The organism is Streptomyces sp. NPDC005195, from assembly GCF_040608315.1.
Lineage (GTDB): Bacteria > Actinomycetota > Actinomycetes > Streptomycetales > Streptomycetaceae > Streptomyces > Streptomyces kaempferi.
This window is the reverse complement of record NZ_JBEXHZ010000007.1, coordinates 232722-256391: the sequence shown is the minus strand read 5'-3', so window position 1 is coordinate 256391 and position 23670 is coordinate 232722. Positions and strand designations below refer to the sequence as shown.

At 72.9% G+C, this 23670-nt stretch carries 14 protein-coding genes; 7 read left to right on the top strand and 7 right to left on the bottom strand.

What is annotated here, in order from left to right; all coding sequences use genetic code 11:
• Window positions 1–650: 650 nt before the first annotated feature.
• The gene (locus ABZV34_RS11705) at window positions 651–1202 is read right to left on the bottom strand and encodes a MarR family transcriptional regulator (RefSeq protein ID WP_356273671.1); all 552 of its coding nucleotides are present in this window, start codon (window positions 1200–1202) and stop codon (window positions 651–653) included.
• 149 nt (window positions 1203–1351) lie between these two features.
• On the opposite strand from ABZV34_RS11705, the gene ABZV34_RS11700 reads away from it, so the two are divergent.
• Window positions 1352–2626: an MFS transporter gene (locus ABZV34_RS11700; RefSeq protein WP_356273696.1), complete on the top strand. Its 1275-nt coding sequence runs from the start codon at window positions 1352–1354 to the stop codon at window positions 2624–2626.
• 88 nt (window positions 2627–2714) lie between these two features.
• Here ABZV34_RS11700 and ABZV34_RS11695 read toward each other — a convergent pair whose 3' ends face one another.
• The gene (locus ABZV34_RS11695; protein WP_356273669.1) at window positions 2715–4370 is read right to left on the bottom strand and encodes a SpoIIE family protein phosphatase; all 1656 of its coding nucleotides are present in this window, start codon (window positions 4368–4370) and stop codon (window positions 2715–2717) included.
• A gap of 242 nt (window positions 4371–4612) precedes the next feature.
• Entirely contained in the window at window positions 4613–5989 is a 1377-nt protein-coding gene (locus tag ABZV34_RS11690) for an NAD(P)/FAD-dependent oxidoreductase (protein ID WP_356273667.1), read from the bottom strand.
• A gap of 372 nt (window positions 5990–6361) precedes the next feature.
• Between ABZV34_RS11690 and ABZV34_RS11685 the strand changes: the two genes are divergently transcribed.
• Both ABZV34_RS11685 and ABZV34_RS11680 read left to right on the top strand, forming a co-directional pair.
• Entirely contained in the window at window positions 6362–7126 is a 765-nt protein-coding gene (locus tag ABZV34_RS11685) for a helix-turn-helix domain-containing protein (RefSeq protein WP_356273666.1), read from the top strand.
• A gap of 531 nt (window positions 7127–7657) precedes the next feature.
• On the top strand, window positions 7658–9646 hold the full coding sequence (locus tag ABZV34_RS11680) for a sigma-70 family RNA polymerase sigma factor (RefSeq protein WP_356273664.1): 1989 nt from the start codon (window positions 7658–7660) through the stop codon (window positions 9644–9646).
• A gap of 57 nt (window positions 9647–9703) precedes the next feature.
• On the opposite strand, the gene ABZV34_RS11675 is transcribed toward ABZV34_RS11680, so the two are convergent.
• Both ABZV34_RS11675 and ABZV34_RS11670 read right to left on the bottom strand, forming a co-directional pair.
• Window positions 9704–13087, bottom strand: coding sequence for a BTAD domain-containing putative transcriptional regulator (locus tag ABZV34_RS11675; RefSeq protein ID WP_356273662.1), 3384 nt, complete (start codon window positions 13085–13087; stop codon window positions 9704–9706).
• Between the two features lie 351 nt (window positions 13088–13438).
• On the bottom strand, window positions 13439–15535 hold the full coding sequence (locus ABZV34_RS11670; protein ID WP_356273660.1) for an asparagine synthase-related protein: 2097 nt from the start codon (window positions 15533–15535) through the stop codon (window positions 13439–13441).
• Window positions 15536–16281: 746 nt separating this feature from the next.
• Here ABZV34_RS11670 and ABZV34_RS11665 point away from each other — a divergent pair.
• From ABZV34_RS11665 to ABZV34_RS11650, 4 genes are all read left to right on the top strand, one after another.
• On the top strand, window positions 16282–17706 hold the full coding sequence (locus tag ABZV34_RS11665) for an MFS transporter (protein WP_356273658.1): 1425 nt from the start codon (window positions 16282–16284) through the stop codon (window positions 17704–17706).
• A 289-nt stretch (window positions 17707–17995) separates the two neighbouring features.
• Window positions 17996–19201: an L-2-hydroxyglutarate oxidase gene (lhgO, locus tag ABZV34_RS11660; protein WP_356273656.1), complete on the top strand. Its 1206-nt coding sequence runs from the start codon at window positions 17996–17998 to the stop codon at window positions 19199–19201.
• Between the two features lie 122 nt (window positions 19202–19323).
• Window positions 19324–20145 carry a tRNA (guanosine(46)-N7)-methyltransferase TrmB gene (gene trmB / locus ABZV34_RS11655; RefSeq protein ID WP_356273695.1) on the top strand — a complete coding sequence of 274 codons (822 nt, stop codon included), beginning with the start codon at window positions 19324–19326 and terminating at the stop codon, window positions 20143–20145.
• A 64-nt stretch (window positions 20146–20209) separates the two neighbouring features.
• Window positions 20210–21610 carry a PrsW family intramembrane metalloprotease gene (locus ABZV34_RS11650; RefSeq protein WP_356273655.1) on the top strand — a complete coding sequence of 467 codons (1401 nt, stop codon included), beginning with the start codon at window positions 20210–20212 and terminating at the stop codon, window positions 21608–21610.
• Window positions 21611–21619: 9 nt separating this feature from the next.
• Here ABZV34_RS11650 and ABZV34_RS11645 read toward each other — a convergent pair whose 3' ends face one another.
• Both ABZV34_RS11645 and ABZV34_RS11640 read right to left on the bottom strand, forming a co-directional pair.
• Window positions 21620–22564, bottom strand: coding sequence for an aldo/keto reductase (locus ABZV34_RS11645; RefSeq protein ID WP_356273654.1), 945 nt, complete (start codon window positions 22562–22564; stop codon window positions 21620–21622).
• Between the two features lie 67 nt (window positions 22565–22631).
• Window positions 22632–23669, bottom strand: coding sequence for a M23 family metallopeptidase (locus ABZV34_RS11640; RefSeq protein WP_356273653.1), 1038 nt, complete (start codon window positions 23667–23669; stop codon window positions 22632–22634).
• Window position 23670 lies beyond the last annotated feature (1 nt).

Below are 23670 nucleotides of genomic sequence, written 5' to 3'. Positions count from 1 at the left end.
GAATGTTTTCCCGTAATCGGGACGACACCACGAGAGCGGAACCAAGGGGAGGAATAATCCCCCGGTTCACAGCGTCCTCGCTGTGCGCCTACCCCAAAGGGCAGGACTTTTTCAAAGGAACCTCGCCCCGACCGATAGGCCGGAGACGGGGTATCAACAAATCTGGCGTTGATTTTTGGCACGCTGTTGAGTTCTCAAGGAACGGACGCTTCCTTTGTACTCACCCTCTCGGGCTTTCCTCCGGGCGCTTCCCTTCGGTCTTGCGTTTCCGACTCTATCAGACCGTTTCCGTATCCGATTTCCTCGGCGCTTTCCAGGTTTCCGCTTTCGCGTTTCCCTTTCCGGCGGTTCCGACTCTATCAGATCCTTTCGGGCCTGATTCCCAGTCAGTGGGGCTTGTCTTCCCGGCCCTTGGGCCGTTCCGACGTCTCAAACTTTAGCGGATCCTCCCGGCAGGGCCTAATCGGTCCGCCGAGCCCATTCGAATTGAATTCGGGCACACCGAATTCGCCCCGGCTGGGAGATCGTGCTGGTGGTTTGGGTGCCGCGTTCGCGGCGGAGGTGCTACCGGAGAACCGTTACGGCTCTGTGGCAACTCGAAGAACCTTACGGATCCAGCAGGGGCGTGTCAACCGCCTCTGTCAAGATCTTTAATCGAGGTCGGTGAGTCGTCCGCCGGCATCCGGCTGGGCGTGCTCCACGCGGCGGAGGAGACGGGTGAGCACCTCGCCCAGGACACCGCGCTCCTCGGCGGAGAGGTCCTGGAGAAGGTCCTCCTCGAAGACCGTGGCCAGGCGCATGGCCTCCAGCCACTTCTCGCGCCCCTCGCCCGTCAGCTCCACGATGACCCGCACCCGGTTCGACTCGTCGCGCTCCCTGGTGACGAGGCCCTCCGCGACCAGGCGGTCGATCCGGTGGGTCATCGCGGCCGGGGTCAGCCCCAGTCGCTTCGCCAGGTCGCTCGGACCCATGCGGTACGGGGCACCGGAGAGCACGAGGGCTTTGAGGACCTCCCACTCGGCGTTGCTGATGCCGAGGTTGGCGGTCTGACGGCCGTACGCGACGTTCATCCGGCGATGGAGACGGCCGAGCGCCGAGACGATCTTCTCGACCTGGGGGTCGAGGTCCTGGAACTCGCGCTGATAGGCGGCGATCTGCTCTTCGAGTGTCGGCTCGCCGGTGACGCCGGGGGTGTCGGCCATGGCGGAAGTATCGCATGGCTCGCTTGGTGTTGAAGTCCTTCTAGGTGTAGAGTTCAACTTCTAACTTTAGCTTCGAAGTCTTCAGGCTTGCACCCTTGTGGGTGTGGGCCTGTTCTTCGCGACCAAGGCAGGTGAAAGTGACCAGGGCGATGGGCGCGGCGATGCGCCGGATCCACGTAGGCAACGCACTCGGAGCGTTCGGGCTCGGATTTACCGTCCCCTTCCTCTATGTCTATGTGGCGCAGGTACGGGGACTCGGTTCCATGACGGCGGGCGTCGTGCTCGCCGTCTTCGCCGTGGCCGCGCTCGTGGTGCTGCCGTTCGCCGGACGCGCCATCGTCCGGCGCGGTCCGCTGCCGGTCCTGCTCACCGCCCTGGCCACCGCAGCCCTCGGATCGCTGAGCCTCGGGCTCGCGAGCGGTGCCACGACCGTGGTGCTGTCGGCGGCCGCACTCGGTGCCGGGCAGGCCGTGATGCAGCCGGCGCTGGCGACGATGATCGTGGACTGTTCCACCGCGGACACCCGCTCGCGCGCCTTCGCCACACAGTTCTTCCTGCAGAACCTCGGGCTCGGGGTCGGTGGTCTGATCGGCGGCCACCTCGTCGACCCGAACCGGGCGGGTTCGTTCACGCTGCTGTTCGGGATCGAGTCGGCGATGTTCCTGGTGCTCGTCGTGATCATGGCGACGGTGCGGGTGCCGCACGCGCCGCGGATCCGGGGCGAGGCACCGCAGGCCAGGGGCGGCGCGTGGAAGCAGTTGCTCGGCAACCGGGCCATGGTGCAGCTGTCCGTGCTGGGTTTCGTGCTGTTCTTCGCCTGCTACGGGCAGTTCGAGGCGGGGCTCTCCGCGTACGGCGTCGAGGCGGCCGGGATCTCGACCTCCGCGCTCGGTACGGCGATGGCGGCGAACACGGCGATGATCGTGGTGGCGCAGTTCGCCGTGCTGAAGCTCGTCGAGCGCCGGAAGCGGTCCCGGGTGATCGCCGCGGTGGGGCTCATCTGGGCCGTGGCCTGGCTCGCGGCCGGGTACGCGGGCCTCGGGCACGGCAGCCGGACCATGGCGACGGCCGCGTTCGTCTCGACGTACGCGCTCTTCGGGCTCGGCGAGGCGATGCTGTCGCCGACCGTCGCTCCGCTGGTCGCCGATCTGGCACCCGCGGGTCTCGCGGGGCAGTACAACTCCGCCTTCGCCTTGGTGAAGCAGCTCGCGCTGGCCATCGGTCCGGCGGTGGGCGGGCCGATGGGGGCCTCGCTGCACGGTCCGTACGTCGTGACGTTCCTGCTGTTCTCGCTGGGCATCACGTTCCTGGCGGTGCGGCTCGGGCGGCAGCTCAGTCCGGTGCAGGACCAGCCCTGGCTGGCGAGGAGCCGGGTGGTCGCTCAGGGCGGGGCGACGGCGGAGCCGGTGGCCGCGAACGCCTGACGAACGACGCGAAGGCGGGCCGTCACCACTTCCCGTGGTGACGGCCCGCCTTCGCGCGTGGTGGGAGTGCCGGGTGGGGAGCTCCGGTTCAGGGGGTGGTGCGGGGGAGTGCGAACTCGCACCACACGGCCTTTCCGCCGCCGGGAGTGCGTCTGGAGCCCCAGCCGGAGGCGATCGTGGCGACGATCGCGATGCCGCGGCCGGCCTCGTCGGCGGGTTCGGCGCGGCGGCGGCGCGGGAGGTGGTCGTCGCCGTCGGTGACCTCGATGATCAGGCGGCGGTCGGTGCGGCGCAGCCGCAGCCGCATCGGCGGGGTGCCGTGCTGCAGGGAGTTGGCGACGAGCTCGCTGGTGGCGAGGACGCCCAGGTCGTGCAGGTCCGGCGGGAAGCGCCAGCTCGTCAGGACGCCGGAGGCGAAGGCCCGCGCGCGGGGAGCGGCTTCCACCCCGCCCAGCAGTTCCAGCGCGGCGTTGCGGAAGAGCTCGCCGTCGGGGCCCGTGCGGGCCGGGTGCTGGAGGACCAGGACCGCCACGTCGTCGTCGTGGTCGGCGGTGACGCCCGCCGAGCGGACGAGACGGTCGCAGACGACCTGGGGTGTTCCGGTGGCGCCGGCGAGGGCGCGCTCGAGGGCGGCGATGCCCTCGTCGAGGTCCTCGTTGCGGCGCTCCACCAGTCCGTCGGTGTAGAGGACGGCCGTCGAGCCGGGTCCGAGCGGGATCGAGCCCGACGCGTGCATCCAGCCTCCCGTGCCGAGCGGTGGTCCGGTGGGTTCGTCGGCCCGCAGCACGATGCCGTTCTCGTCGCGTACGAGGATCGGGAGGTGGCCCGCGGACGCGTACACGAGCCGGCCCTCGTTGGGGTCGTGGACGGCGTACGCGCAGGTGGCGATCTGGTTGGCGTCGATCTCGGTGGCGAGGCCGTCGAGGAGCTGGAGCACCTCGTGCGGGGGCAGGTCGAGGCGGGCGTACGCGCGCACGGCGGTGCGCAGCTGGCCCATGACGGCCGCGGCCCGCACCCCCCGTCCCATCACGTCGCCGATGACCAGGGCCGTGCGGCCGCCGCCGAGGGTGATCACGTCGTACCAGTCGCCGCCGACCGCTGCCTCGGTGCCGCCGGGCTGGTAGGTGGCGGCGACCCGCAGGTCGTCGGGCTCCTCCAGCTCCTGGGGGAGCAGGGAGCGCTGGAGGGTGACGGCGGTCTCGCGCTGGCGGCGCTCGCTGGCGCGCAGCCGCTCGGCGGCCTCGGCGTGGTCGGTGACGTCGGTGGCGAAGATCAGCACACCGCCGTCGGGGCCGTCCGGGGTGGCGTCGACGGGCGTGCAGGCGAAGGTGTACGAGCGGCCGCCGGGCGCTTTGCGGGACTTGACGGTGCGGGGCTTGGCGCTGCGCAGGACCTGGTCGAGGAGCGGGAGCAGGCCGATCTCCGCGAGCTCGGGGAGCGCATCGGCCGCGGGCTCGCCGACGGGACGGGCACCGAAGGCGGCCGCGTAGGCGTCGTTGACGTAGGCGAGGCGGTGGTGGGGGCCGTGCACGAGGGCGACGAGGGCCGGTACGCGGTCGAGGACCTCGCGTACGGGAAGGTCGTCGACGGCGGGGACGGGCTGCTGGTCGTCGGTCAGCCGCTCGGCGCGGGCCGCGGGCACGGCCCCTTCACCTCGCCGGTCCTGGGAGGCCATGTGCTCGGTCCGCGCTGCGGCGCGGCGCTGCGTTCCGGGGAGCCGGGAGCTCCAGCGCGTGAAATTCACCGAATCCTTGCCTCGTGATCCTTGCCTGGTGGTGGTCGTCTCCGGTCGGCTCCGGATCCGGTCGGGGTCGGCCCGCGGCGCGGTCGCCGAGGGCTCCGCGTCCCTGGGGGTGCGGCGCTTGGGAAGAAGCCTCGTGGGTGGGGAGAGCGGGCGGTCGGCCCGCCCAGGGTCGTGGACCAGTCTGGCCGACCGGACCGACATCCGTCAGACGCCTGCCTGAACGGTGGAGTTCCTGGGTCCGGTCAGGACGACCCCTTCGGGTCGAGCTTCGGGTCGAGTGGATGTTTTCCACCGGCCGCGAGTTCGAACTCCGCTCGAGGGTGTTCGAGGGATCCGAGGGACACGATCTCCCTTTTGAAGACTCCCGCCAAGGTCCATTCGGCGAGTACACGGGCCTTGCGGTTGAAGGTCGGGACCCTGCTGAGGTGGTAGACGCGGTGCATGAACCAGGCAGGATAGCCCTTCAGCTTGCGGCCGTAGACGTGTGCGACACCCTTGTGCAGTCCCAGGGACGCGACCGAGCCGACGTACTTGTGGGAGTACGTCTCGAGCGGTTCGCCGCGCAGGGAGTGCGCGATGTTGTCCCCGAGGACGCCGGCCTGGCGCACCGCGTGCTGGGCGTTGGGCGCGGTCTCCTTGCCGGTCTCCGCGGCCGTGACGTCGGGGACGGCGGCGGCGTCTCCCGCGGCCCACGCGTGCGGGGCGCCCTCGACGGTGAGCTGGGGGGTGCACTTGAGGCGGCCGTGCGCGTTCAGCGGCAGGTCGGTCGCGGCGAGCACCGGGTGCGGCTTCACTCCGGCGGTCCACACGACCGTACGGGTGGGGAAGCGGGCGCCGTCACTGAGGACGGCGATCCGGTCCGCGCAGGAGTCGAGGCGGGTCTTGAGGCGTACGTCGATGTTGCGGCGGCGCAGCTGGGTGATCGTGTACGTGCCCATCTCCTCGCCGACCTCGGGGAGGATGCGCTCGGAGGCCTCGACGAGGATCCACTTCATGTCCTCGGGTTCGATGTTGTGGTAGTACCGCGCGGTGTAGCGGGCCATGTCCTCCAGTTCGCCGAGTGCCTCGACGCCCGCGTATCCGCCTCCTACGAAGACGAAGGTCAGGGCCGCGTCGCGGATCGCGGGGTCGCGGGTGGAGGAGGCGATGTCCATCTGCTCGATGACGTGGTTGCGCAGGCCGATGGCCTCCTCGACGGTCTTGAAGCCGATGGCGAAGTCGGCGAGACCGGGGATCGGGAGGGCGCGCGAGATCGAGCCGGGGGCGAGGACGAGTTCGTCGTAGGTGAGCTGTTCCGTGCCCCCGCCTTCCTCGGTGGCGAGCGTGCCGAGGGTCGCGGTGCGCCGGGCGTGGTCGATGGAGCGGGCTTCGCCGATGACGATCCGGCACTGGCCGAGGACGCGGCGCAGCGGGACGACCACGTGACGCGGGGAGATCGAGCCGGCGGCCGCTTCGGGAAGGAACGGCTGATACGTCATGTAGGGGTCGGGCGAGACGACGACCAGCTCGACCTCGCCCCGTTTAAGTTCCGACTTCAACTTTCGCTGGAGACGGAGGGCGGTGTACATCCCGACGTAGCCGCCGCCGACGATGAGAATGCGCACAGGTTCCTTCACCATCCCATGACGCACCCAGCTCTTGAGTTTGTCCACAGGCTCGACAAATTGTGTGACCGGTCGCCGTGAACGCGGAGGGTTGGCCGATTTGCCGGAGTGCGAGGGAAATTCGCAGGTCAGCGTGGACGGGTGGGGGGTGCGGAGGGGGCGCAACCGGGAGGTATCCGACCCGTACTCCGATCGGGGGGCGCTCCGTGCGGAACCTGCCCCTTCTGAATTGACCCCCACTCAACTATGTTCGTGTGACGACGGGGTGTAGGGGGATGTGCTGGACGAGTCCGCGCGGCGGGTTCGGGAATCAGGCTTGTTCCGCTCGCTCCGCCTTCCAATGGCGGGGAGTCTCCGGGGGGAGACGTCATTACCGGGGGAACGCTTATGCACATTCAGGACTCTCATTGGTCTTCCGCGCCTGCCATCGCATCCGGTGGCACGGTCGGCGCGGCAGCGGGCGGCAACGGCCGTGGTCCGGGAGACGGATCACGGACGGCGCCGCTGCGCGTGGACGCACAGCGCAATCTGGAACACGTACTGCGCGCGGCGCGCGAGGTCTTCGGCGAGCTGGGATACGGCGCGCCGATGGAGGACGTCGCGCGGCGCGCCCGGGTCGGTGTCGGCACGGTGTACCGGCGCTTCCCGAGCAAGGACGTCCTGGTACGCCGGATAGCCGAGGAGGAGACCTCCCGGCTGACCGACCAGGCACGCACGGCGCTCGGTCAGGAGGACGAACCGTGGTCGGCGCTCTCCCGCTTCCTGCGGACGTCGGTGGCCTCGGGCGCGGGACGGCTGCTGCCGCCGCAGATCCTGCGGGTCGGTGTCGCGGAGGACGAGCCCGCCGCGGACGGGGCACGGGTGCCGCAGCAGCGCTCCCAACTCGGCGCCGAACTCAGGCTCGTCGAGCAGCGGCCCACACCCGAGAACGTGGTCGACGACGCCGGTGCGGCCGCGCTGCTCGACGTGGTGGGCCGGCTGGTGGACCGGGCACGTGCGGCGGGCGAGCTGCGCACGGACGTGACCGTGGCGGACGTACTGCTGGTGATCGCCACGGCGGCGCCCTCGCTTCCGGACGCCGCTCAGCAGGCCGCGGCCTCGGCCCGGTTGCTGGACATCCTGCTGGAGGGGCTGCGCTCGCGTCCTGCGTGAGTGGCCTCGGACCGGTCCGGAAGGACCGGCCGTTCCGGCGGTGGCCGGGCCTTCCCGCGGCGGTGGACCACCGAACGCGGGCGCTCCGGCACACACGCCGTACACGCACGCCGTAGACACGCGCCACGAGCATCGCTCGCACCACCCGCACAACCCGAACCACCCGCACATCCGCACAACCCGAACCGCCCGCACATCCGTACCACCCGCATATCCGCGCCCCCCGTGGCACCCGTACGACCCACGCCGCCCGTGCCACCCGCCTCGTCGGGTCGCACGGGCGCTGCGCGTTCCACGGGGCGGCACTGCGGCAGGCCGCGCGGAACACATCACGACACAAGGCTCATAGCGGCAACTCCCCTACTGAAAGCAGTTATTGACTATTCCCCAAACGGGTGACCGCTAGAGCTGTCGTGCGGCAAAACCCCACGGACGAGTGGTTGATCCGTGCGGCGCGGTCCGACCCCGGAAGCGTGTGGCACTCTGTCCCGGTATTCGGGTCCGAGTGTGTGCAGGCGGGGGCTTTCCGCGATGAGCGTTGACGGGCGGGACGAGTCACTCGGTGACGGTGGCGCGGAGGCGGGCGGCCTGCCCTCGCAGCAGGTCCCCAGTCAGGGCGGCCCCCCAGGAGACAGCCTGGGCCCCTCCGGCCCCCCGAAGCCCTCCGGCATCCCGAACCTCCCGGGCCCCTCCCTCAACTCCCAGGGCGCCCCCGGCGATCCCAGCGTCCCGGCACAACGCGACCGCTTCGATCCCCGGGACGTCAGCGGTGTCCTGCCGCCCCCGGTCGAACTGCCGCCGTCCGACGCCGATCTGATCGGGCGGATGCGCTCGGGCGACGACACGGCGTACGAGGCGCTGTACCGCCGTCACGCGGAGGCCGTCCGCCGTTACGCCCGCACCTGCTGCCGGGACGCGCACACCGCGGACGACCTGACCGCCGAGGTCTTCGCCCGCATGCTCCAGGCGGTGCGCGGCGGCCACGGTCCCGAGCACGCCGTACGCGCGTATCTGCTGACGACGGTCCGCCGGGTCGCGGCGAACTGGACGAAGTCCGCGAAGCGGGAGCAACTGGTCGACGACTTCGCGGTGTTCGCCGCACAGGCCGTGCGCGGTACCGAGGTCTCCGACGGCGACACGCTCGACCTCGGCGCGGACGCGCGCGCGATGCACGAGGCCGAACAGTCGATGGCCATGCGGGCGTTCCGCTCGCTGCCGGAGCGCTGGCAGGCCGTGCTGTGGCACACGGAGGTCGAGGACGAGTCGCCGAGCGAGGTCGCCAACCTCTTCGGGCTGGACGCCAACGGCACCCGTGTCCTCGCCAGCCGCGCCCGCGAAGGCCTGAAGCAGGCCTATCTCCAGGCGCATGTGAGCGCCACGCTCACCCAGGACGAGGAGTGCGCGCGCTACGCCGACCGGCTCGGCGCCTACGCCCGAGGCGGGCTGCGCACCCGGGCCGAGCGCGGGCTGCGCAAGCACCTGGAGGAGTGCGTCAAGTGCCGGCTCGCCGCGGGCCAGATCAAGGAGGTCGCCAGCGGTATCCCGGCGGTCGTGCCGGTCGCGGTCATCGGCTGGTTCGGCGCCGCCGGGTACGCGAAGGCCGTCGCACTCATCGCCGGTGGTGCCGGAGCGGGCGCGGCGGGAGCGGCCGCCGCGGCAGGCGGCTCCGGGGGAGCGGGCGCGGGTGGCGGCGCGGCGGTCTCCGAGGGGATCGGGGCGCCGGTCAAGGCCGGGATCGCGGCGGGTGTCGTCGCGGTGGCCGCCGCGGCGGTCGCACTCGCCCTGGCGGGCAACGAGAGCGGCGCCAAAAAACCCGAGGCCAGGCCCGCCGCGTCGCCCGCCGTCGAAGCACCGCCCCTGACACCGACGCTCCCGCCGTCGAAGAGGCCCGCGCCGCAGCAGCCGGTGGCGGCCACCGTGGTCGCCCGCGCCTCCGCCCCCGCACCGAAGCCCACCCCGAAGCCCGCGCCCGACCCGTCCCCCGCCCCCACGAAGGCGGAGCCGGAACCCGCTCCCAGCCCCACTCCGCCCCTGCCCCTCCCCCCGGACCCGGACCCGGCGCCCAGCCCGACGCCGACGCCCGCGCCGGTCGTCTACCAGTGGAACGAGCTGCGCTACGGCATCATCGGCGACCACACCCGGCCCGAGATGCGGCTGGGCGAGAGCAGCTGGGTCTGGCAGCGGTGGGGGATGTCGGTCTCGGACGAGCGGTACGCGCACGGGGTGACCGTCCACGGCGCGTCCTCCGTCACCATCGACCTCAACCGCGACTGCTCGGCGTACGAGGCTCAGGTCGGTGTCGACGACCTGACGATGGGCCTGGGCCGGGTCAGCTTCTCCGTCTACGCCGACGGAGCACGCCTGTGGCGGTCGCCGCTGGTCGAGGGCGGCGACCGCACGATCCCCGTCCGGGTGAATCTCACGGGCCGGAAGACGATCCGGCTCGTCGTCGAACCGCGTACGCCGTTCGACTCGGTGGCGCTGGCGGACTGGGCAGAATCGAAGTTCGAGTGCCAGTGAGCCCCGCCACGCGGTGAGCAGTCCTCGGAGCAGCCCCGGCCCCGCACGCACCCGCGGCTAGGGACTGTCGGCGGAGTGCTCCTTCGCCGCCTCCGCGAGGTCACGCAGGGCGTCGTCCGCGGTGAAGTCCGCTCCCCTGGCGCGCTCCGACGCGTAACAGTGGGGGTCGAGGGCCGCGCGGGCGGCGGCCTCACCACGCTCGGCGGCGGCGCGCTCCAGAGCGGGGCGGGGATGACCGCCGCGCCACCGTGCCCCCGCCGCGAACAGACGGGTCGCGCGGGGATGGTCGCCGAGTCCGGACAGCAGGTCCGCGGCGCTGTCGACGAGGCCTGCCGTCACCACATCGGCGCACCGCCCCGCCACGGCTGCCTCCAGGGCGTCGGCCATCTTCCGCAGCCCGCGCTCCGGACCGGACTCGGCGGCCGTGATGAGCGCCTCGACCCAGTTCAGCGCCGCCGTGAACTGCGGCGGAGGGGTGCCCCGCAGACTCATCTCGCAGGCCTTCTGCCACATGTCGCGCGCGAGGGCGGTCTCGCCGTCGTCCAGGGCCAGCTGCGCCCGCAGCATCCGGACGAAGGCGCGGGAGTCCATCACCCCGTACCGCTCGGCCGCCGCGTCCGCCTCGTCCAGGGCGGCCAGCATCCGCGCGCGCTCGCCGGCGCGGTAGGCGAGTTCGGCCAGGCGCGCCAGCAGGAACGGCGTCTCGGCGTACGCACCGACCTCGAAGGCGAGCCGCAGCGCCTCCTCGTACTCGGCCTTCGCCTCGTCGTAGAGACCGCGCGCCATGGCCGCCTCGGCGGCGGCGCTGCACACCTGGGCGCGCATCCAGCGGTCACCCACCCGCCGGCTGAGCACACGCAGCTCCGCGAGGTCGTCGTCCACGCCGGGCATACCGCCCGGGGCGTCGACGGCCATGTGCGTACGGAACATCAGGGTGACCCCGATCGCCCAGTCGTCCCCGTACGCACGGCAGTTGGCGACCGCCTTCTCCATCGCCGGACGCACGTCGTACGAGCCGCTCAGGAAGAAGGCGGCCATCGGCCAGACGATGCCCGGCATGCTCGCGGCGTCCGGGCCGCCCTTCTCGAAGGCGTCCCGGACCCGTTCGACGTACTCCCGGACGCGGGGATGGTCCTGTTCGTCCAGGGAATCGGTCTCCACCCGCATGAACAGGTGCAGCATCCGTATCCGCATCCGCAGGCGGTGCAGGGGATGGGACTCCTCGCCGCCGGGGGTGTCGAGGAAGGCGTCCAGTGGGTCGAAGCTCTCGAGCGCGGCGAACCCGGCGGGTCCGGCGGCTCCGGCGCAGCCGTGGGCGCCGGGCACCGCGCTGCCGCCGTGCGCGGATCCGGTCGCGTCGAGCGCCGCGCCCAGGCGCAGGACGCGGTCGGTCCAGTCGGTGCCCTCGCGGCGGAAGTTGCGCAGCCACCAGAACCATCCCATGGCGAGGACGAGCGAGCCCGCCTCCTCCTCGGCACCGGCGACGACGGAACGGTGGAGAGCCGCCCGGATGTTGTCGAGTTCGGTCTCCAGACGCCGGATCCAGGGCAGTTGGGCGGCGGAGCGCAGCAGCGGCTCGGCCTGCTCGGCGAGGCCTCGCGCCCACGCGCGGTGGCGGCGCTCGGCCTCGGCGCGCAGTTCGGGGACCTCGGCGGCGCGCTCGGCCGCGTACTCGTGAATGGTCTCCAGCATCCGGTACCGCATGCCGCCACCGCTACCGCCACCCGTGCCGTCGGCTCCGCTCCCGCCGGCTCCGCTCCCGTCGGTGTCCGCGTCGTACGGGGTCGCGACGACGAGGGACTTGTCGACGAGCGCGCCGACGAGGTGGGCGGCGGGGCCGGTGCACACGGCCTCGGCGGCGGCGAGGTCCCAGCCGCCCGCGAAGACGGACGCCTCGCGCAGCACGGTCCGCTCCCGCTCGTCGAGCAGGTCCCAGGACCAGTCGACGACGGCGCGCAGGGTCTGCTGGCGGGGCAGCACGGTGCGGCTTCCGGAGGTGAGGAGCCGGAAGCGGTCGTCGAGCCGGTCGGCGATCTGGCGTGGTGTCAGCAGGCGCAGGCGCGCGGCGGCCAGTTCGATGGCCAGGGGCAGGCCGTCGAGCCGCCGGCAGATCTCGTCCACCGCCGCGGAGTCGCGCAGGGCGGCCTCGGCGCCGGGACGCGCGGCCGCCGCGCGCTGCGTGAACAGGCGTCGCGCGGGATCGGGCGGGAGGGGCTCGACCGGGCGCACCAACTCACCGGGCACGCCGAGGGGTTCGCGGCTGGTGGCGAGGATCGTGAGCCCCGGGCAGTGGGTGAGGAGGGTTTCGGCGAGCCCGGCCGCGGCGCCGATGACATGTTCGCAGTTGTCGAGGATCAGGAGCAGGCCGCGCGCGGCGCAGTACTCGACGAGGAGGGCGAGCGGGTCGTCCTGACCGATCGCCGTCTCGTTGCTGATCAGCGCGGTCTCGCGCAGACCGAGGGCGCTGACCACGGCACCCGGGACCGCCTCGGGCCGGTCGAGCGGGGCCAGTTCGACCAGCCACGCCTGCGAAAGCCCGGCGGCGGCTTCCTCGGCGAGGCGGGTCTTTCCCGAACCGCCCGGTCCGGTCAGTGTGACCAGGCGTGCCCTCCGCAGATCGGAACGGATGGCACCGAGGTCGGCTTCCCTCCCGACGAACGAGTTCAGACGGGGACGAATATTGCCGTTCCGCTCCGGCCGGGAGGGTACCGGCGCGGGCCCGGCCTCCTGGTCGAGCAACTCCGCGTGCAGGAAGCGCAGTTCCGGGCCCGGGTCCGCGCCCAGACCGTCCAGCAGGGCACGGCGCACCTCCTCGTAGGCGGCCAGCGCGTCCGCGCCGCGGCCCGCGTCGCGCAGGGCCCGGAGAAGCAGGGCGCGCAGGGCCTCGTCGTACGGGTGGGCGGTCGTCAGCTCCTTCAACTCCGGTACGACGTCGGGGGCGCGGCCCAGTCGCAGGTCCGCCTCGATACGGGTGCGCGTCGCCTCCAGGCGGAGTGCGTCCGGGCGGGTCGCGGCGCTGCGGTCGGGGAGGTCCGCGAGGGCCGGGCCGCGCCACAGGGCGAGGGCCTCGCGCAGGGTGCGGGCGGCGGCGGGGGCGTCGCCGTGTTCGAGGGCCGCCGTGCCCTCGCGCACCAGACGCTCGAAGACGAACAGGTCCACGTCGTCCCTGGCGGCGCGCAGGCGGTAGCCGCCGGCCTCCGAGACGACCGCGTCCCTGCCGAGGGTGCGGCGCAGGCGGCCTACCAGGGCCTGCAGTGCCGCCGGCGCGTCCAGTGGGGGTTCGTCCGCCCACACCTCGTCGATCAGGGTTTCCGGAGGTGTGGTGCGGTCCGGGCGACGGGCCAGGGAGGCGAGCAGGGCGCGGACGCGGGGGCCGCCGACCGTGGTCGGCGTTCCCCGCTCGTCCTGTGCCTGGGCCACTCCCAGGATTCTGTACCGCACGCGTCTATTCTCACCGGCGCGGGTGTGTGGGGCCGAGGGTTTCCCCCGGCCGGGCGTCGCGCCCCCGGCGGCCACCCGAAAACCTTCCTTCGCCCCCGCCGCCCCTACCCGACCTGTCCCCTGCCTGAGGGCTCCGCCCCCGGACCCCAGCCAAGGGGCTGCGCCCCCTGGACCCCCAACGCCCGAAGGGCTCGTCCTCAAACGCCGGACGGGCTGAGGATGCGGGCCCGCGCCGGGGACGCACCCCCGCAGCCGCCGTCCCAGAAGAGGGGCCGTGCCACCCACCACCGACGGCCAACCGCCACCGCCACCGCCAAGGGCACCGGCACCCGCACCCGCACCCGCAGAGAGCTAGCCCCGCCCCCCGGCCCCCGCCCCCAATGCCCGCCCCTGCGGCACGATCCCCGCGGGCACCGCCCGCTGCCGCGCGGGCGTCCCCGTCCAGCACGTCCCCCGCCGCGCCAGCAACCGCCGCAGCCACAGCTCCAGGGAGACAAGATCCGCGAGCCCGTCCAACGGCAGCGGCTCCCCCGCGGCAGCGGCCCGCAGCGCCTTGCGCACGACCCGCGCCTCCACCAGCCCGGCCTGTGCGAGCAACGGCGTGTCGAACAGCGCGATCAGGGAGTCCGCGGCCACCCGCAGCCCCGTCCGCGCGGCCGCCGCCGAGGACGCGTGCGAGGGCGCCCCCCACCCGGGCGGCAGTTCGGCCACCCCGGCCCCCTCCAGCACCGTACGCAGGATCTCCGCCCGCGCGCCGGGCTGGACGCGCAGCGCCTCCGGAAGGACGCGGCAGGCGCGGACGACCTGGTTGTCCAGGAACGGCATGTGCAGCCGCTGGAAGCGGATCTCGGCGGCCTGTTCGAGGACACGGAGATCGGCGGCATGGCGCGCGAGCGCCGCACGGGCGCGGAAGTCACCGGGCCGCTGCCCTGGCCCGACCCCCGGCCGACCTGCGGTTCCCTGCAGGCGAACCGATACTTCAGCCAACGCCTCACCGGTCAGCCAACGCGCCGCCGGGCCGGGCCTGGCCCAGGTGAGCGCGGCGAGCGACGCCCCCACGGCCCCGCCGGGTTCCTCGAACCGCCGCTGCATCAGGCGGTCGGCGAGGACGTCGACACCGGTCCGGTACGGCGTACGGGCCAGTCTGCGGGCCGCGCCGTACACGCGCGCGGTAACCATCACCGACCCGTCGGCCTTCGCCAACGCGGCGACGGGCCGCACCAGATGACGTCTCTTGCGGTCCATCAGCAGGTCGGCCAGGCGCGCCGGATGGGCGTCGAGCACCTGCCGGGCCCCGTACCCCGTGAAGTGGTCCGCGCTGCCGGAGGCGAGCCGCGCCCGGTGCCGCGCCGCGGCCACCAGCGACGGTCCGGGCTCGTCGGTCAGCGGGCCGTCCAGGTCGGCGTACGGAAGGGTCTCCTCACCCCCGGTGACCACCACGTGGTGCAGCCGGGGATTGGCGGCCAGTGTCCCCGCCCGCTCCAGCTCGGCCTCCCGTCCGCGCACCGCGAGGTCGTTGAAGGTGACCGCGAGCAGCCGCTCCCCGGCCCCCGTGCCGTGCCCCAGGACGGTCCCGGGCGCCCCCGGAAGCCCCGCGGCGAGCAGGGCCAGCGTCCCCGAGGCGGGCCCTCCCGAGAGGTCGGCCCCGATCCCGGGCACGGGCATGCCCCGCGCCGCGCGCCGTTCCGCGGGCCCCATCCCGGGCACGGGCCCGGGGTCGATGTCCGTGCCGGGAACGTGCCGGGGCGCGGCGAGCCGCGCGCGCACGGCCTCCACGAGGGCGTCCCGGACGCCGTCCACCGCGCGCTCGGGGTCGGCGGAGGGCGCGGCGACGGCGAGCGAGGCGACGGGTTCGTAGCCGGCGATCTCCCGCGCGCCGGTGCGCAGGATCAGCGCGTGTCCCGGCGGAATGCGCCGCACCCCTTCGTAGGGGGTCGAGTCGTGGACCGCGGCCGGTACGTCGGGGGCGGCGAGCAGGGCCGCCAGATGCCCGAAGTCGAGGTTGGCCTCGATGAGGTCGGCGAGGGGGAGCGCGGCGGTCGCGTACGCGGTGCCGCCGGCCCAGGGGGTGTAGAAGACGGGCCGGACGCCGGCCAGGTCACCCGCGACGGTGACGCGGCGGCCGACCTGGACGACGGCGGTGTAACTGCCGGACCACGCGGTGAGATGCCTCAGTGCGCCGCCGCGCGCCGCGAAGAGTCCGACCTTGATCTGCTCGTCGCTCGCGCCACAGGTGCCGAGGACCGCGATCCGGTTCTGTGCGTCGGCCTTCACGACGCGGACCTCGTCGGGGCGCCAGTCGCCGACCGCCCAGAGCGGATCGGGGTCGCCCCACAGGAGTTGGGAGCCCACCGGGTGCACGGTCTCGCCGTCGCTTCCGGTGGCGCCCGCCGTATCGATCCCGGGCGCCCTGGCGGCGGTACTGCTCCACCCCACCAACCACCGCATCGACGCCTCCACGGACTGTGGACAACCAGTGCACCGTACGAACTCGGCACCATGCTGCCACGAAGAGTGCGCGCGGGAGGGTTCCTGCGACGGCTCGCGCCCCCTGGAATGCGCCCCCGCGAACGCGTGCGCGCCGCTGGGGAGCGACTGCAAAGCCGATCCGGGACAACTGCGAACACCCGCCGGAGGGACGGCGGTCGGCGGAGACGGAGGGACGGGCCGCCGGGGGCGGGGGTGGATCTGCGACGCGAATGCGCCCCCGATACGCTCCCCTCGGACACCCTGCGCGCCCTCAAGTCACGTGGTAGGAGCGGTAATCACCCGCGAGGGGCACCGTCGATTTTCGGCCAAATCGGCCACGGCCGGACAGGCGTGCACACTCTCCGTACAGGCCCTGCGACCGCTGGACCGACGCACGGTCCGGGAGGCGGAGTTCGCCTCCCGGACCGGTCCGCCGCCCGCGGGGATGGAGGCGGCGGTGTCCCCCAGCCCACCGGATCCAGTACAGCGGGCCGACCCACGCGGCATCCATGGAAGCGCTCCCCCGATGGCCGGAGTAGAGCGCACGGGCGGGCGCACAGCCACACGACAGGAGCACGCCGCAACCGTCCGTACTTCCGTACGGACCACAATCCCGCCATTGGGAACAACGCCCCTTAACGCATGGGATGCGGCGAACTACGCTGGGTTTACGAATGCCGCATGGTTATGCCAGCGCGGCAGCCGTCTGTGTCGAGGGGTGGCGCATGTCCAGGGAGCAACGCGGGCCGAACGAAAAACTCGGCGCCGTTCTCGCCCTCGCGGGAATCAGCAACGCAGGGCTCGCGCGGCGCGTCAACGATCTTGGCGCTCAACGCGGGTTGACTCTTCGCTACGACAAGACGTCCGTGGCGCGCTGGGTGTCGAAGGGAATGGTGCCGCAAGGAGCCGCTCCACACCTCATCGCGGCCGCCATCGGACAGAAGCTCGGCCGTCCGGTGCCGCTCCACGAGATAGGCCTGGCGGACGCGGATCCCGCGCCGGAAGTGGGCCTCGCCTTCCCCCGCGACGTCGGGCAGGCGGTGCGGTCGGCCACCGATCTGTACCGTCTCGACCTCGCCGGGCGCCGGGCCGGCAGCGGCGGCATCTGGCAGTCACTGGCCGGTTCCTTCGCGGTGAGCGCCTACGCGACCCCCGCCTCACGCTGGCTGATAACCCCGGCCGACAGTTCGGTGGCGCGGGACGCGAACCCCGCCGAGGGCTCCGGAGCGCCACTGAAAGTCGGCCACAGCGACGTACAGAAGCTCCGCGAGGCAGCCGAGGACGCCAGGCGCTGGGACTCCAAGTACGGAGGCGGCGACTGGCGTTCGTCGATGGTGCCGGAGTGTCTGCGCGTCGAGGCGGCTCCGCTGCTGCTCGGCTCGTACTCGGACGAGGTCGGCAGGGCCCTCTTCGGGGCGTCCGCCGAACTCACCCGCCTCGCCGGCTGGATGGCCTTCGACACCGGCCAGCAGGAGGCGGCGCAGCGCTACTACATCCAGGCGCTGCGGCTGGCCAGAGCGGCGGCCGACGTCCCCCTCGGGGGCTACGTGCTCGCCTCCATGTCCCTCCAGGCGACCTACCGCGGCTTCGGCGACGAGGGCGTCGACCTCGCCCAGGCCGCCCTGGAGCGCAACCGCGGCCTGGCCACGGCCCGCACGATGAGTTTCTTCCGCCTCGTCGAGGCGCGCGCCCACGCGCGTGCGGGTGACGCCCACGCGGCCGGCGGGGCCCTGCGGGCCGCCGAGGGCTGGCTGGAGCGGGCCCGGGACGGCGACAACGATCCGTCCTGGCTCGGCTTCTACTCGTACGACCGGCTCGCGGCCGACGCGGCGGAGTGCTACCGCGACCTCAAGGCGCCGCGCCAGGTCCGCCGCTTCACCGAGCAGGCGCTGTCGAAGCCGACGGAGGAGTTCGTCCGCTCCCACGGTCTGCGCCTGGTGGTGTCGGCGGTCGCCGAGCTCGAGTCGGGCAATCTGGACGCGGCCTGCGAGCAGGGCGTACGGGCCGTGGAGGTGGCCGGGCGCATCTCCTCCGCGCGCACGACCGAGTACGTGAAGGACCTGCTCCACCGGCTGGAGCCGTACGGCGACGAACCGCGCGTGGTGGAACTCCGGGAGCGGGCACGACCGCTGCTGATGGCTCCCGCGTAGACCGTGTCCGGCGGCTGTGCCCGGTCGCCCGGCCCCTCGCGTCATCCGACGGGGAGGACCGGACGACCGGAGAGGGCCGGGAGCCGGGATCGGAACCGCTCCGGCGTGCGGGACGGGACGGAAGGGGCGGAACGGGCGGGACGGGATGAGCCCCCGCGGGACACGGGCTCGCCCCGTCCCCCGCACGCGCGGCGTCCGCTCGTTCTTCTGTGCGATCTTCGGCGCGCTTTCCGGGTTTGAGGGCATTGTCAGTGGCGCAGTGCACTATCGAAGCCGGGAGGTGAAGCAGATGCGGGTCGTTTACGACTGCGATGTGCTGGTGATCGGCGGCGGGATCGTCGGCCTGTCGACGGCGTACGCGATCACGCGCGCCGCGCCGGGCACGCGGGTGACCGTGCTGGAGAAGGAGCCCGGCGCCGCCCGGCACCAGACAGGGCACAACAGCGGGGTGATCCACAGCGGGATCTACTACCGGCCGGGCTCGCTGAAGGCGCGGTACGCGGTGCGCGGCGCCGCCGAGATGGTCAAGTTCTGCGCGGAGTACGGCATCGCGCACGCCGTCACCGGCAAGCTGATCGTCGCCACGGAGCAGGCCGAGCTGCCCCGCCTGCACGCGCTCGTGCAGCGAGGCCGGGAGAACGGGATCCCGGTGCGCGAGCTGGGCACCGCCCAGCTCGCGGAGTACGAGCCGGAGGTGCGCGGGCTCGCCGCGATCCATGTCGGCACGACGGGGACATGCGACTACGTCGCGGTCGCCCGGCAGCTCGCGGAAGCCTCCGGCGCGGAGATCCGGTACGGGGCCGAGGTCGTCCGCGTCGACCGGCGGGAGGCCCTCGGAGTCGCCGTCCGCACCGGCGACGGCACGATCGTCCGTGCGCGGGTGCTGGTCAACTGCGCGGGGCTCCAGTGCGACGAGGTCGCGCGGCTCGCGGGGGACGAGCCCGGGATGCGGATCGTGCCGTTCCGCGGGGAGTACTACTCGTTGGCGCGGCCCGAGCTGGTGCGGGGGCTCGTGTATCCCGTGCCGGACCCCGCCTTCCCCTTCCTCGGGGTGCATCTCACCCGGGGGATCGACGGAGACGTCCACATCGGGCCCAACGCGGTGCCCGCGCTCGCGCGGGAGGGGTACGGGTGGGGGGTGATCCGTCCCCGCGAGGTGGGCACGACCCTGGCCTGGCCCGGGTCGTGGCGGATGGCTCGGCGGCACTGGGCGTACGGGGCGGGGGAGCTGCGGCGGTCGGTGTCCCGGAAGGCGTTCACCGGGGCCGTACAGCGGCTGCTGCCGGCGGTGACGGTGGACGATCTGGTGCCCGCGGCGGCGGGGGTGCGGGCGCAGGCGGTGTTGCGGGACGGGACGCTGGTGGACGACTTCCTCATCAAGGAGGGGGTGCGGACGGTGCATGTGCTGAACGCGCCGTCGCCCGCCGCGACGGCGGCTCTGCCGATCGGGAGAGAGGTTGCGCGTCGGGCGCTGGCCACGCTGGCGGTGACCTGAGGGTTCTCGCCCCCGCCGCCCCTGCCCTCCTCCAGCCAGGGGCTCCTCCCCGGCCCCCTGCCAGGGGGCCGGACACCCGGAGTCGGTGGCGGTCGTAAAATCGACGCATTGTGTCTGAGTTCCTGAGCAGCTCCCCCCCAGAGCCCCACCCCACCGGCGACGCCCCGCGGGAGCGCCCCCGTGCCAAGGGAGCGCCCCGGTTCCCCGACGGGCCGCAGGCCGATCCCGCCGGGTCGCACTTCGAGCGGCGGATCCGGAGTTTCCAGCCGCGCCGCAGCCGGGTGACGGCCGGGCAGGCGGACGCCCTGCAGCGGCTGTGGCCGAAGTGGGGTCTCGACATCGACGGGCAGCGGATCATCGACCTGGCCGAACTGTTCGGCGCCGACCTTCCCGTCGTCCTCGAGATCGGGTTCGGCATGGGCGAGGCGACGGCGCGGATGGCGGCCGAGGACCCGGGGACGGGGATCCTGGCCGTCGACGTGCACACCCCCGGCCAGGGCACCCTGCTGAACCTCGCGGACCAGAACGGACTGGCCAACATCCGGGTCGGCAACGGCGACGCGATCATCCTGCTCCGCGAGATGCTCCCGCCGGACTCGCTGAGCGGACTGCGTGTGTACTTCCCCGACCCGTGGCCCAAGAAGCGCCACCACAAGCGCCGGCTGATCCAGCCGGAGTTCCTGGACCTCGCCGCGACCCGCCTCACGCCGGGCGCCCTGGTGCACTGCGCCACCGACTGGGAGCCGTACGCCGAGGAGATGCTCGAGGTCCTGACCGCGCATCCGGACTTCGAGAACACCGCGCCGGACGGCGGTTTCGCGCCTCGTCCGGGCTTCCGGCCGCTGACCCGTTTCGAGGGCCAGGGGCTGGAGAAGGGTCATGTGGTGAACGACCTGCTCTTCCGGCGCGTACAGCACCGGGAGCTGCACACCTCGGGCGACTGACACCCCTGCGGACCGCCTCCGGCACCGTCGCGGACACCGCCCCTGCCTCGTTAGGGTCAATGCCGTGGCCACCTTTCCCGCGTACCCCACGCACCCCGGCGCTCCCGTCGGCGAGCCGCCCGCCGGTGCGCCGCCCGCCGGTGCGCCGCGGCACCCGCACTGGTGGCAGCGGACCTGGGTGCGCTACGGCGCGCCGACCACCCTGCTCGCGCTCTCCGGGCTCGTCATCCTGGCCCTGGTGCGCCAGCAGACCGGTACCGAGGGCTTCCTGGTGGGCCTCGGCCTCGCCGTACTGCCCGTCCCGCTCCTCCTCGCCGCGTTCCGCTGGCTGGACCGGGTCGAGCCGGGCCCCTGGCGGAACCTGCTCTTCGCCTTCGCCTGGGGCGCGTGCGCGGCGGCGCTGATAGCGATCGTCGCCAACAGTTTCGCGACCCGGTGGATAGCGACCGCCACCGCCGACCCGTCGAGCGCCGACACACTCGGCGCGACGGTCATCGCCCCGATCGTCGAGGAGTCCGCGAAGGCCACCGCCGTGCTGCTGGTCTTCCTCTTCCGCAGACGGGACTTCACCGGGATCGTCGACGGCGTGGTCGTCGCCGGGGTCACCGCGACCGGTTTCGCCTTCACCGAGAACATCCTCTACCTCGGCAACGCCTTCGGCACCGACCAGCTCAGCGGCGAGCGCGGACTGGCCTCCGTCACCGCCGCGACCTTCTTCGTCCGGGTCGTGATGGCGCCCTTCGCGCACCCGCTGTTCACCGTGTTCACCGGCATCGGCTTCGGGATCGCGGCACTGTCCGCCGAGCGCCGGCGGCTGCGCCGCGTCCTGCTGCCGTCGGCCGGACTGCTGCTCGCGATGGGCATGCACGCGATGTGGAACGGCTCGTCGAGCCTCGGGGAGTACGGGTTCTTCGCGGTGTACGGCGCGTTCATGGTGCCGGCGTTCGGGCTGCTCACCTTCCTCGTCATCTGGACGCGGCAGCGCGAGCTGAGGACCGTCCGCGCCGAACTCCCGGCGTACGCCGTCGCCGGGTGGCTGACCCCGCCCGAGCCGTACGCACTCGGTTCGATGCGGGCACGCCGGCTCGCCCGTCAGTACGCGGTCCATCACTTCGGCAGGGCGGCGGCACGGTCGGTCGCGCGGTACGAGGCCTGCGCGACCTCGCTCGCGTTCCTGCGGCACCGGGGGCGCCGCGGCGGCGCCGGCTCGGATTTCGTCGTACGGGAGCGGGAGCTGCTCCACGAACTGTGGCGGCGCAGGGAGGTCGCCCGCCCCTCCCTCGCGTACGCGGCACGGGTGACCGCACCCGCCGTACCGATGCCGGGGCCGTGGCCCGCGTACGGCCCCGGCCCCGGCTACGGCCCCGGCTACGGCTACGTGCCCGTGCAGCCGTCGGCCCGGGACGAACGGCCGGACCCGGACCCGACAGCGCCCCGCCCGGCGTACGACCCCTACCGGCCCTGAGCGGAGCGCTCAGGCCGACGCCTCCGTCAGCCGTGCCAGTTCGTCGTCCTTCAGCGTGAGGTCCGCGACCGCGAGCAGGTCCGGAAGCTGTTCGACCGTCCGTGCGGAGGCGATCGGGGCCGCGACCGTGGGCCGGGCGGCGAGCCAGGCGAGTGCGACGGTGGCGGCCGAGGCGTCATGGGCGCGGGCGACCTCGTCGAGGGCGGCGAGGACACGCCGGCCCCGCTCCGTGTCGAGGTGCTTGCCCGCGCCCTCGGCCCGCGCCGAGTCGACGGTCGTGCCCGGACGGTACTTGCCGGTGAGGAACCCGGCGGCGAGGGCGAAGTACGGGACGGCGGCCAGTCCGGTCCGGGAGGCGACCTCCTGGAGCGGGCCCTCGTAGGTGTCGCGCGAGACGAGGTTGTAGTGGGGCTGGAGGACGGTGTAGCGCGCGAGGTCCTCGCGGTCCGAGAACTCCAGGGACTCCGCGAGCCGTTCGGCGGAGAGGTTGGAGGCGCCGATCTCCCGGACCTTGCCGGCCCGGACCAGTTCGTCGAGCGTGCCGATGATCTCCTCGACCGGGACCGAGGTGTCGTCGAAGTGGGTGTAGTAGAGGTCGATGTAGTCCGTGCCGAGCCGGCGCAGTGACGCGTCGGCCGCCGCCCTGACGGTGTCCGGGGCCAGCCCCTTGTACTGGGGATGGGCGCCGACCTTGGTGGCGAGGACGACATCGGAGCGGTTGCCGCGCGCGGCGAACCACTTGCCGATGATCGTCTCGGACTCGCCGCCCCTGTTGCCGGGGATCCACGCCGAGTAGCTGTCGGCGGTGTCGACGAAGTTGCCGCCCGCGGCCGCGTAGGCGTCGAGGACCGCGAAGGACTGCGCCTCGTCGGCGGTCCAGCCGAAGACGTTGCCGCCGAGGGCGAGCGGGAAGACCTCGATGTCGGAGGAACCGAGCGTGCGGAGAGGAGTCATACCCCATTTCAACAGTCGTAGCGGACGACTGCATTCCGCACCCGCCGTGCTCGCGGCGGGTGCTGGATCAGGGGTTGATGCCCTTGCTCTGCAGCCACGCCATCGGGTCGATCGCGTCGCCGCCGCCGGGGTGGACCTCCAGGTGGAGGTGCGGCCCGGTCACGTTGCCGGTCGCGCCCACCCGTCCGATGACGTCACCCGTGCCCACCTTCTGGCCCACGCTGACGCTGATGGACGACTGGTGGCAGAACCACAGCTCCGTGCCGTCGTCGAGGGTGAGGATCGTGCGGTAGCCGTACGAGCCGGCCCAGCCCGCCTCCGTGATGGTGCCGCTGTGGATCGCCTTGATCAGCGTGCCCGTGGGGGCGGCGAAGTCGAGGCCGGTGTGGTAGCCGGACGACCACATGGAGCCGGCGTCACCGAAGCGGGAGGTCAGGGTGTACGAGGAGGTCGGCAGCGAGTAGCTCTTGGCGAGCTGCGCGAGGCGCGCGGCCTCGGCCTTCTGCTTGGCCTCCGCTTCCGCCTTCTTCTTCGCGGCGGCTTCCTTGGCCTTGGCCTCGTCCTGCTGTTCGGCGGCCAGCGCGACCGCCTTCTTCGCGGCGGCGGTCTCGGCGGCGGCCTGGGCCGCGCTGTCGACCTGGTCCTGCTGCGACTCGGCCTGCTCCATGATGCGGGCCCGCAGCGCCTCGCCGGCGTCGGCGTTGCCCTGCGCGGCGTCGGCGGTGGTGAGACCGGCGCCGGTGAGCGGGGTGGAGGAGCCCTTCGGCGTGCTGGAACCGCCGTCGGATATCAGGGCCTTGGCCGACTGGGTGACCGAGGAGAGGTCGGGCAGCGAGATCGACACGGGCGGCTTGCCGGGCGCGGCGGTGGCGATGCCACCCGCGCCGACGGCGGCCAGGACACCGACGCCGAGGACGGTGGAGCTGCGGGCGAGCCCGCCCCCGCGCTGCTTGGAGACGCGGTGCCGGCCGCGGACGGGAGCGACGGAATCCGCGGTGGGGTTCCATTCCTCCCAGGGGCCCTCGTCGTCGCCGCGGGAGTAAGCGAAAGTCTGACTGTCGTTCGGCGCGAACGAAGTGGGCTGGGCAGGCCGGTTGGACGCCACG

Excerpts from the sequence above, each read along its gene's own strand:
- ABZV34_RS11705 (WP_356273671.1), bottom strand. The coding sequence starts at position 1,202 with ATGGCCGACACCCCCGGCGTCACCGGCGAGCCGACACTCGAAGAGCAG.
- ABZV34_RS11700 (WP_356273696.1), top strand. The coding sequence starts at position 1,352 with ATGGGCGCGGCGATGCGCCGGATCCACGTAGGCAACGCACTCGGAGCG.
- ABZV34_RS11690 (WP_356273667.1), bottom strand. The coding sequence starts at position 5,989 with ATGGTGAAGGAACCTGTGCGCATTCTCATCGTCGGCGGCGGCTACGTC.
- ABZV34_RS11685 (WP_356273666.1), top strand. The coding sequence starts at position 6,362 with ATGCACATTCAGGACTCTCATTGGTCTTCCGCGCCTGCCATCGCATCC.
- ABZV34_RS11680 (WP_356273664.1), top strand. The coding sequence starts at position 7,658 with ATGAGCGTTGACGGGCGGGACGAGTCACTCGGTGACGGTGGCGCGGAG.
- ABZV34_RS11670 (WP_356273660.1), bottom strand. The coding sequence starts at position 15,535 with ATGCGGTGGTTGGTGGGGTGGAGCAGTACCGCCGCCAGGGCGCCCGGG.
- ABZV34_RS11665 (WP_356273658.1), top strand. The coding sequence starts at position 16,282 with ATGTCCAGGGAGCAACGCGGGCCGAACGAAAAACTCGGCGCCGTTCTC.
- lhgO (WP_356273656.1), top strand. The coding sequence starts at position 17,996 with ATGCGGGTCGTTTACGACTGCGATGTGCTGGTGATCGGCGGCGGGATC.
- ABZV34_RS11645 (WP_356273654.1), bottom strand. The coding sequence starts at position 22,564 with ATGACTCCTCTCCGCACGCTCGGTTCCTCCGACATCGAGGTCTTCCCG.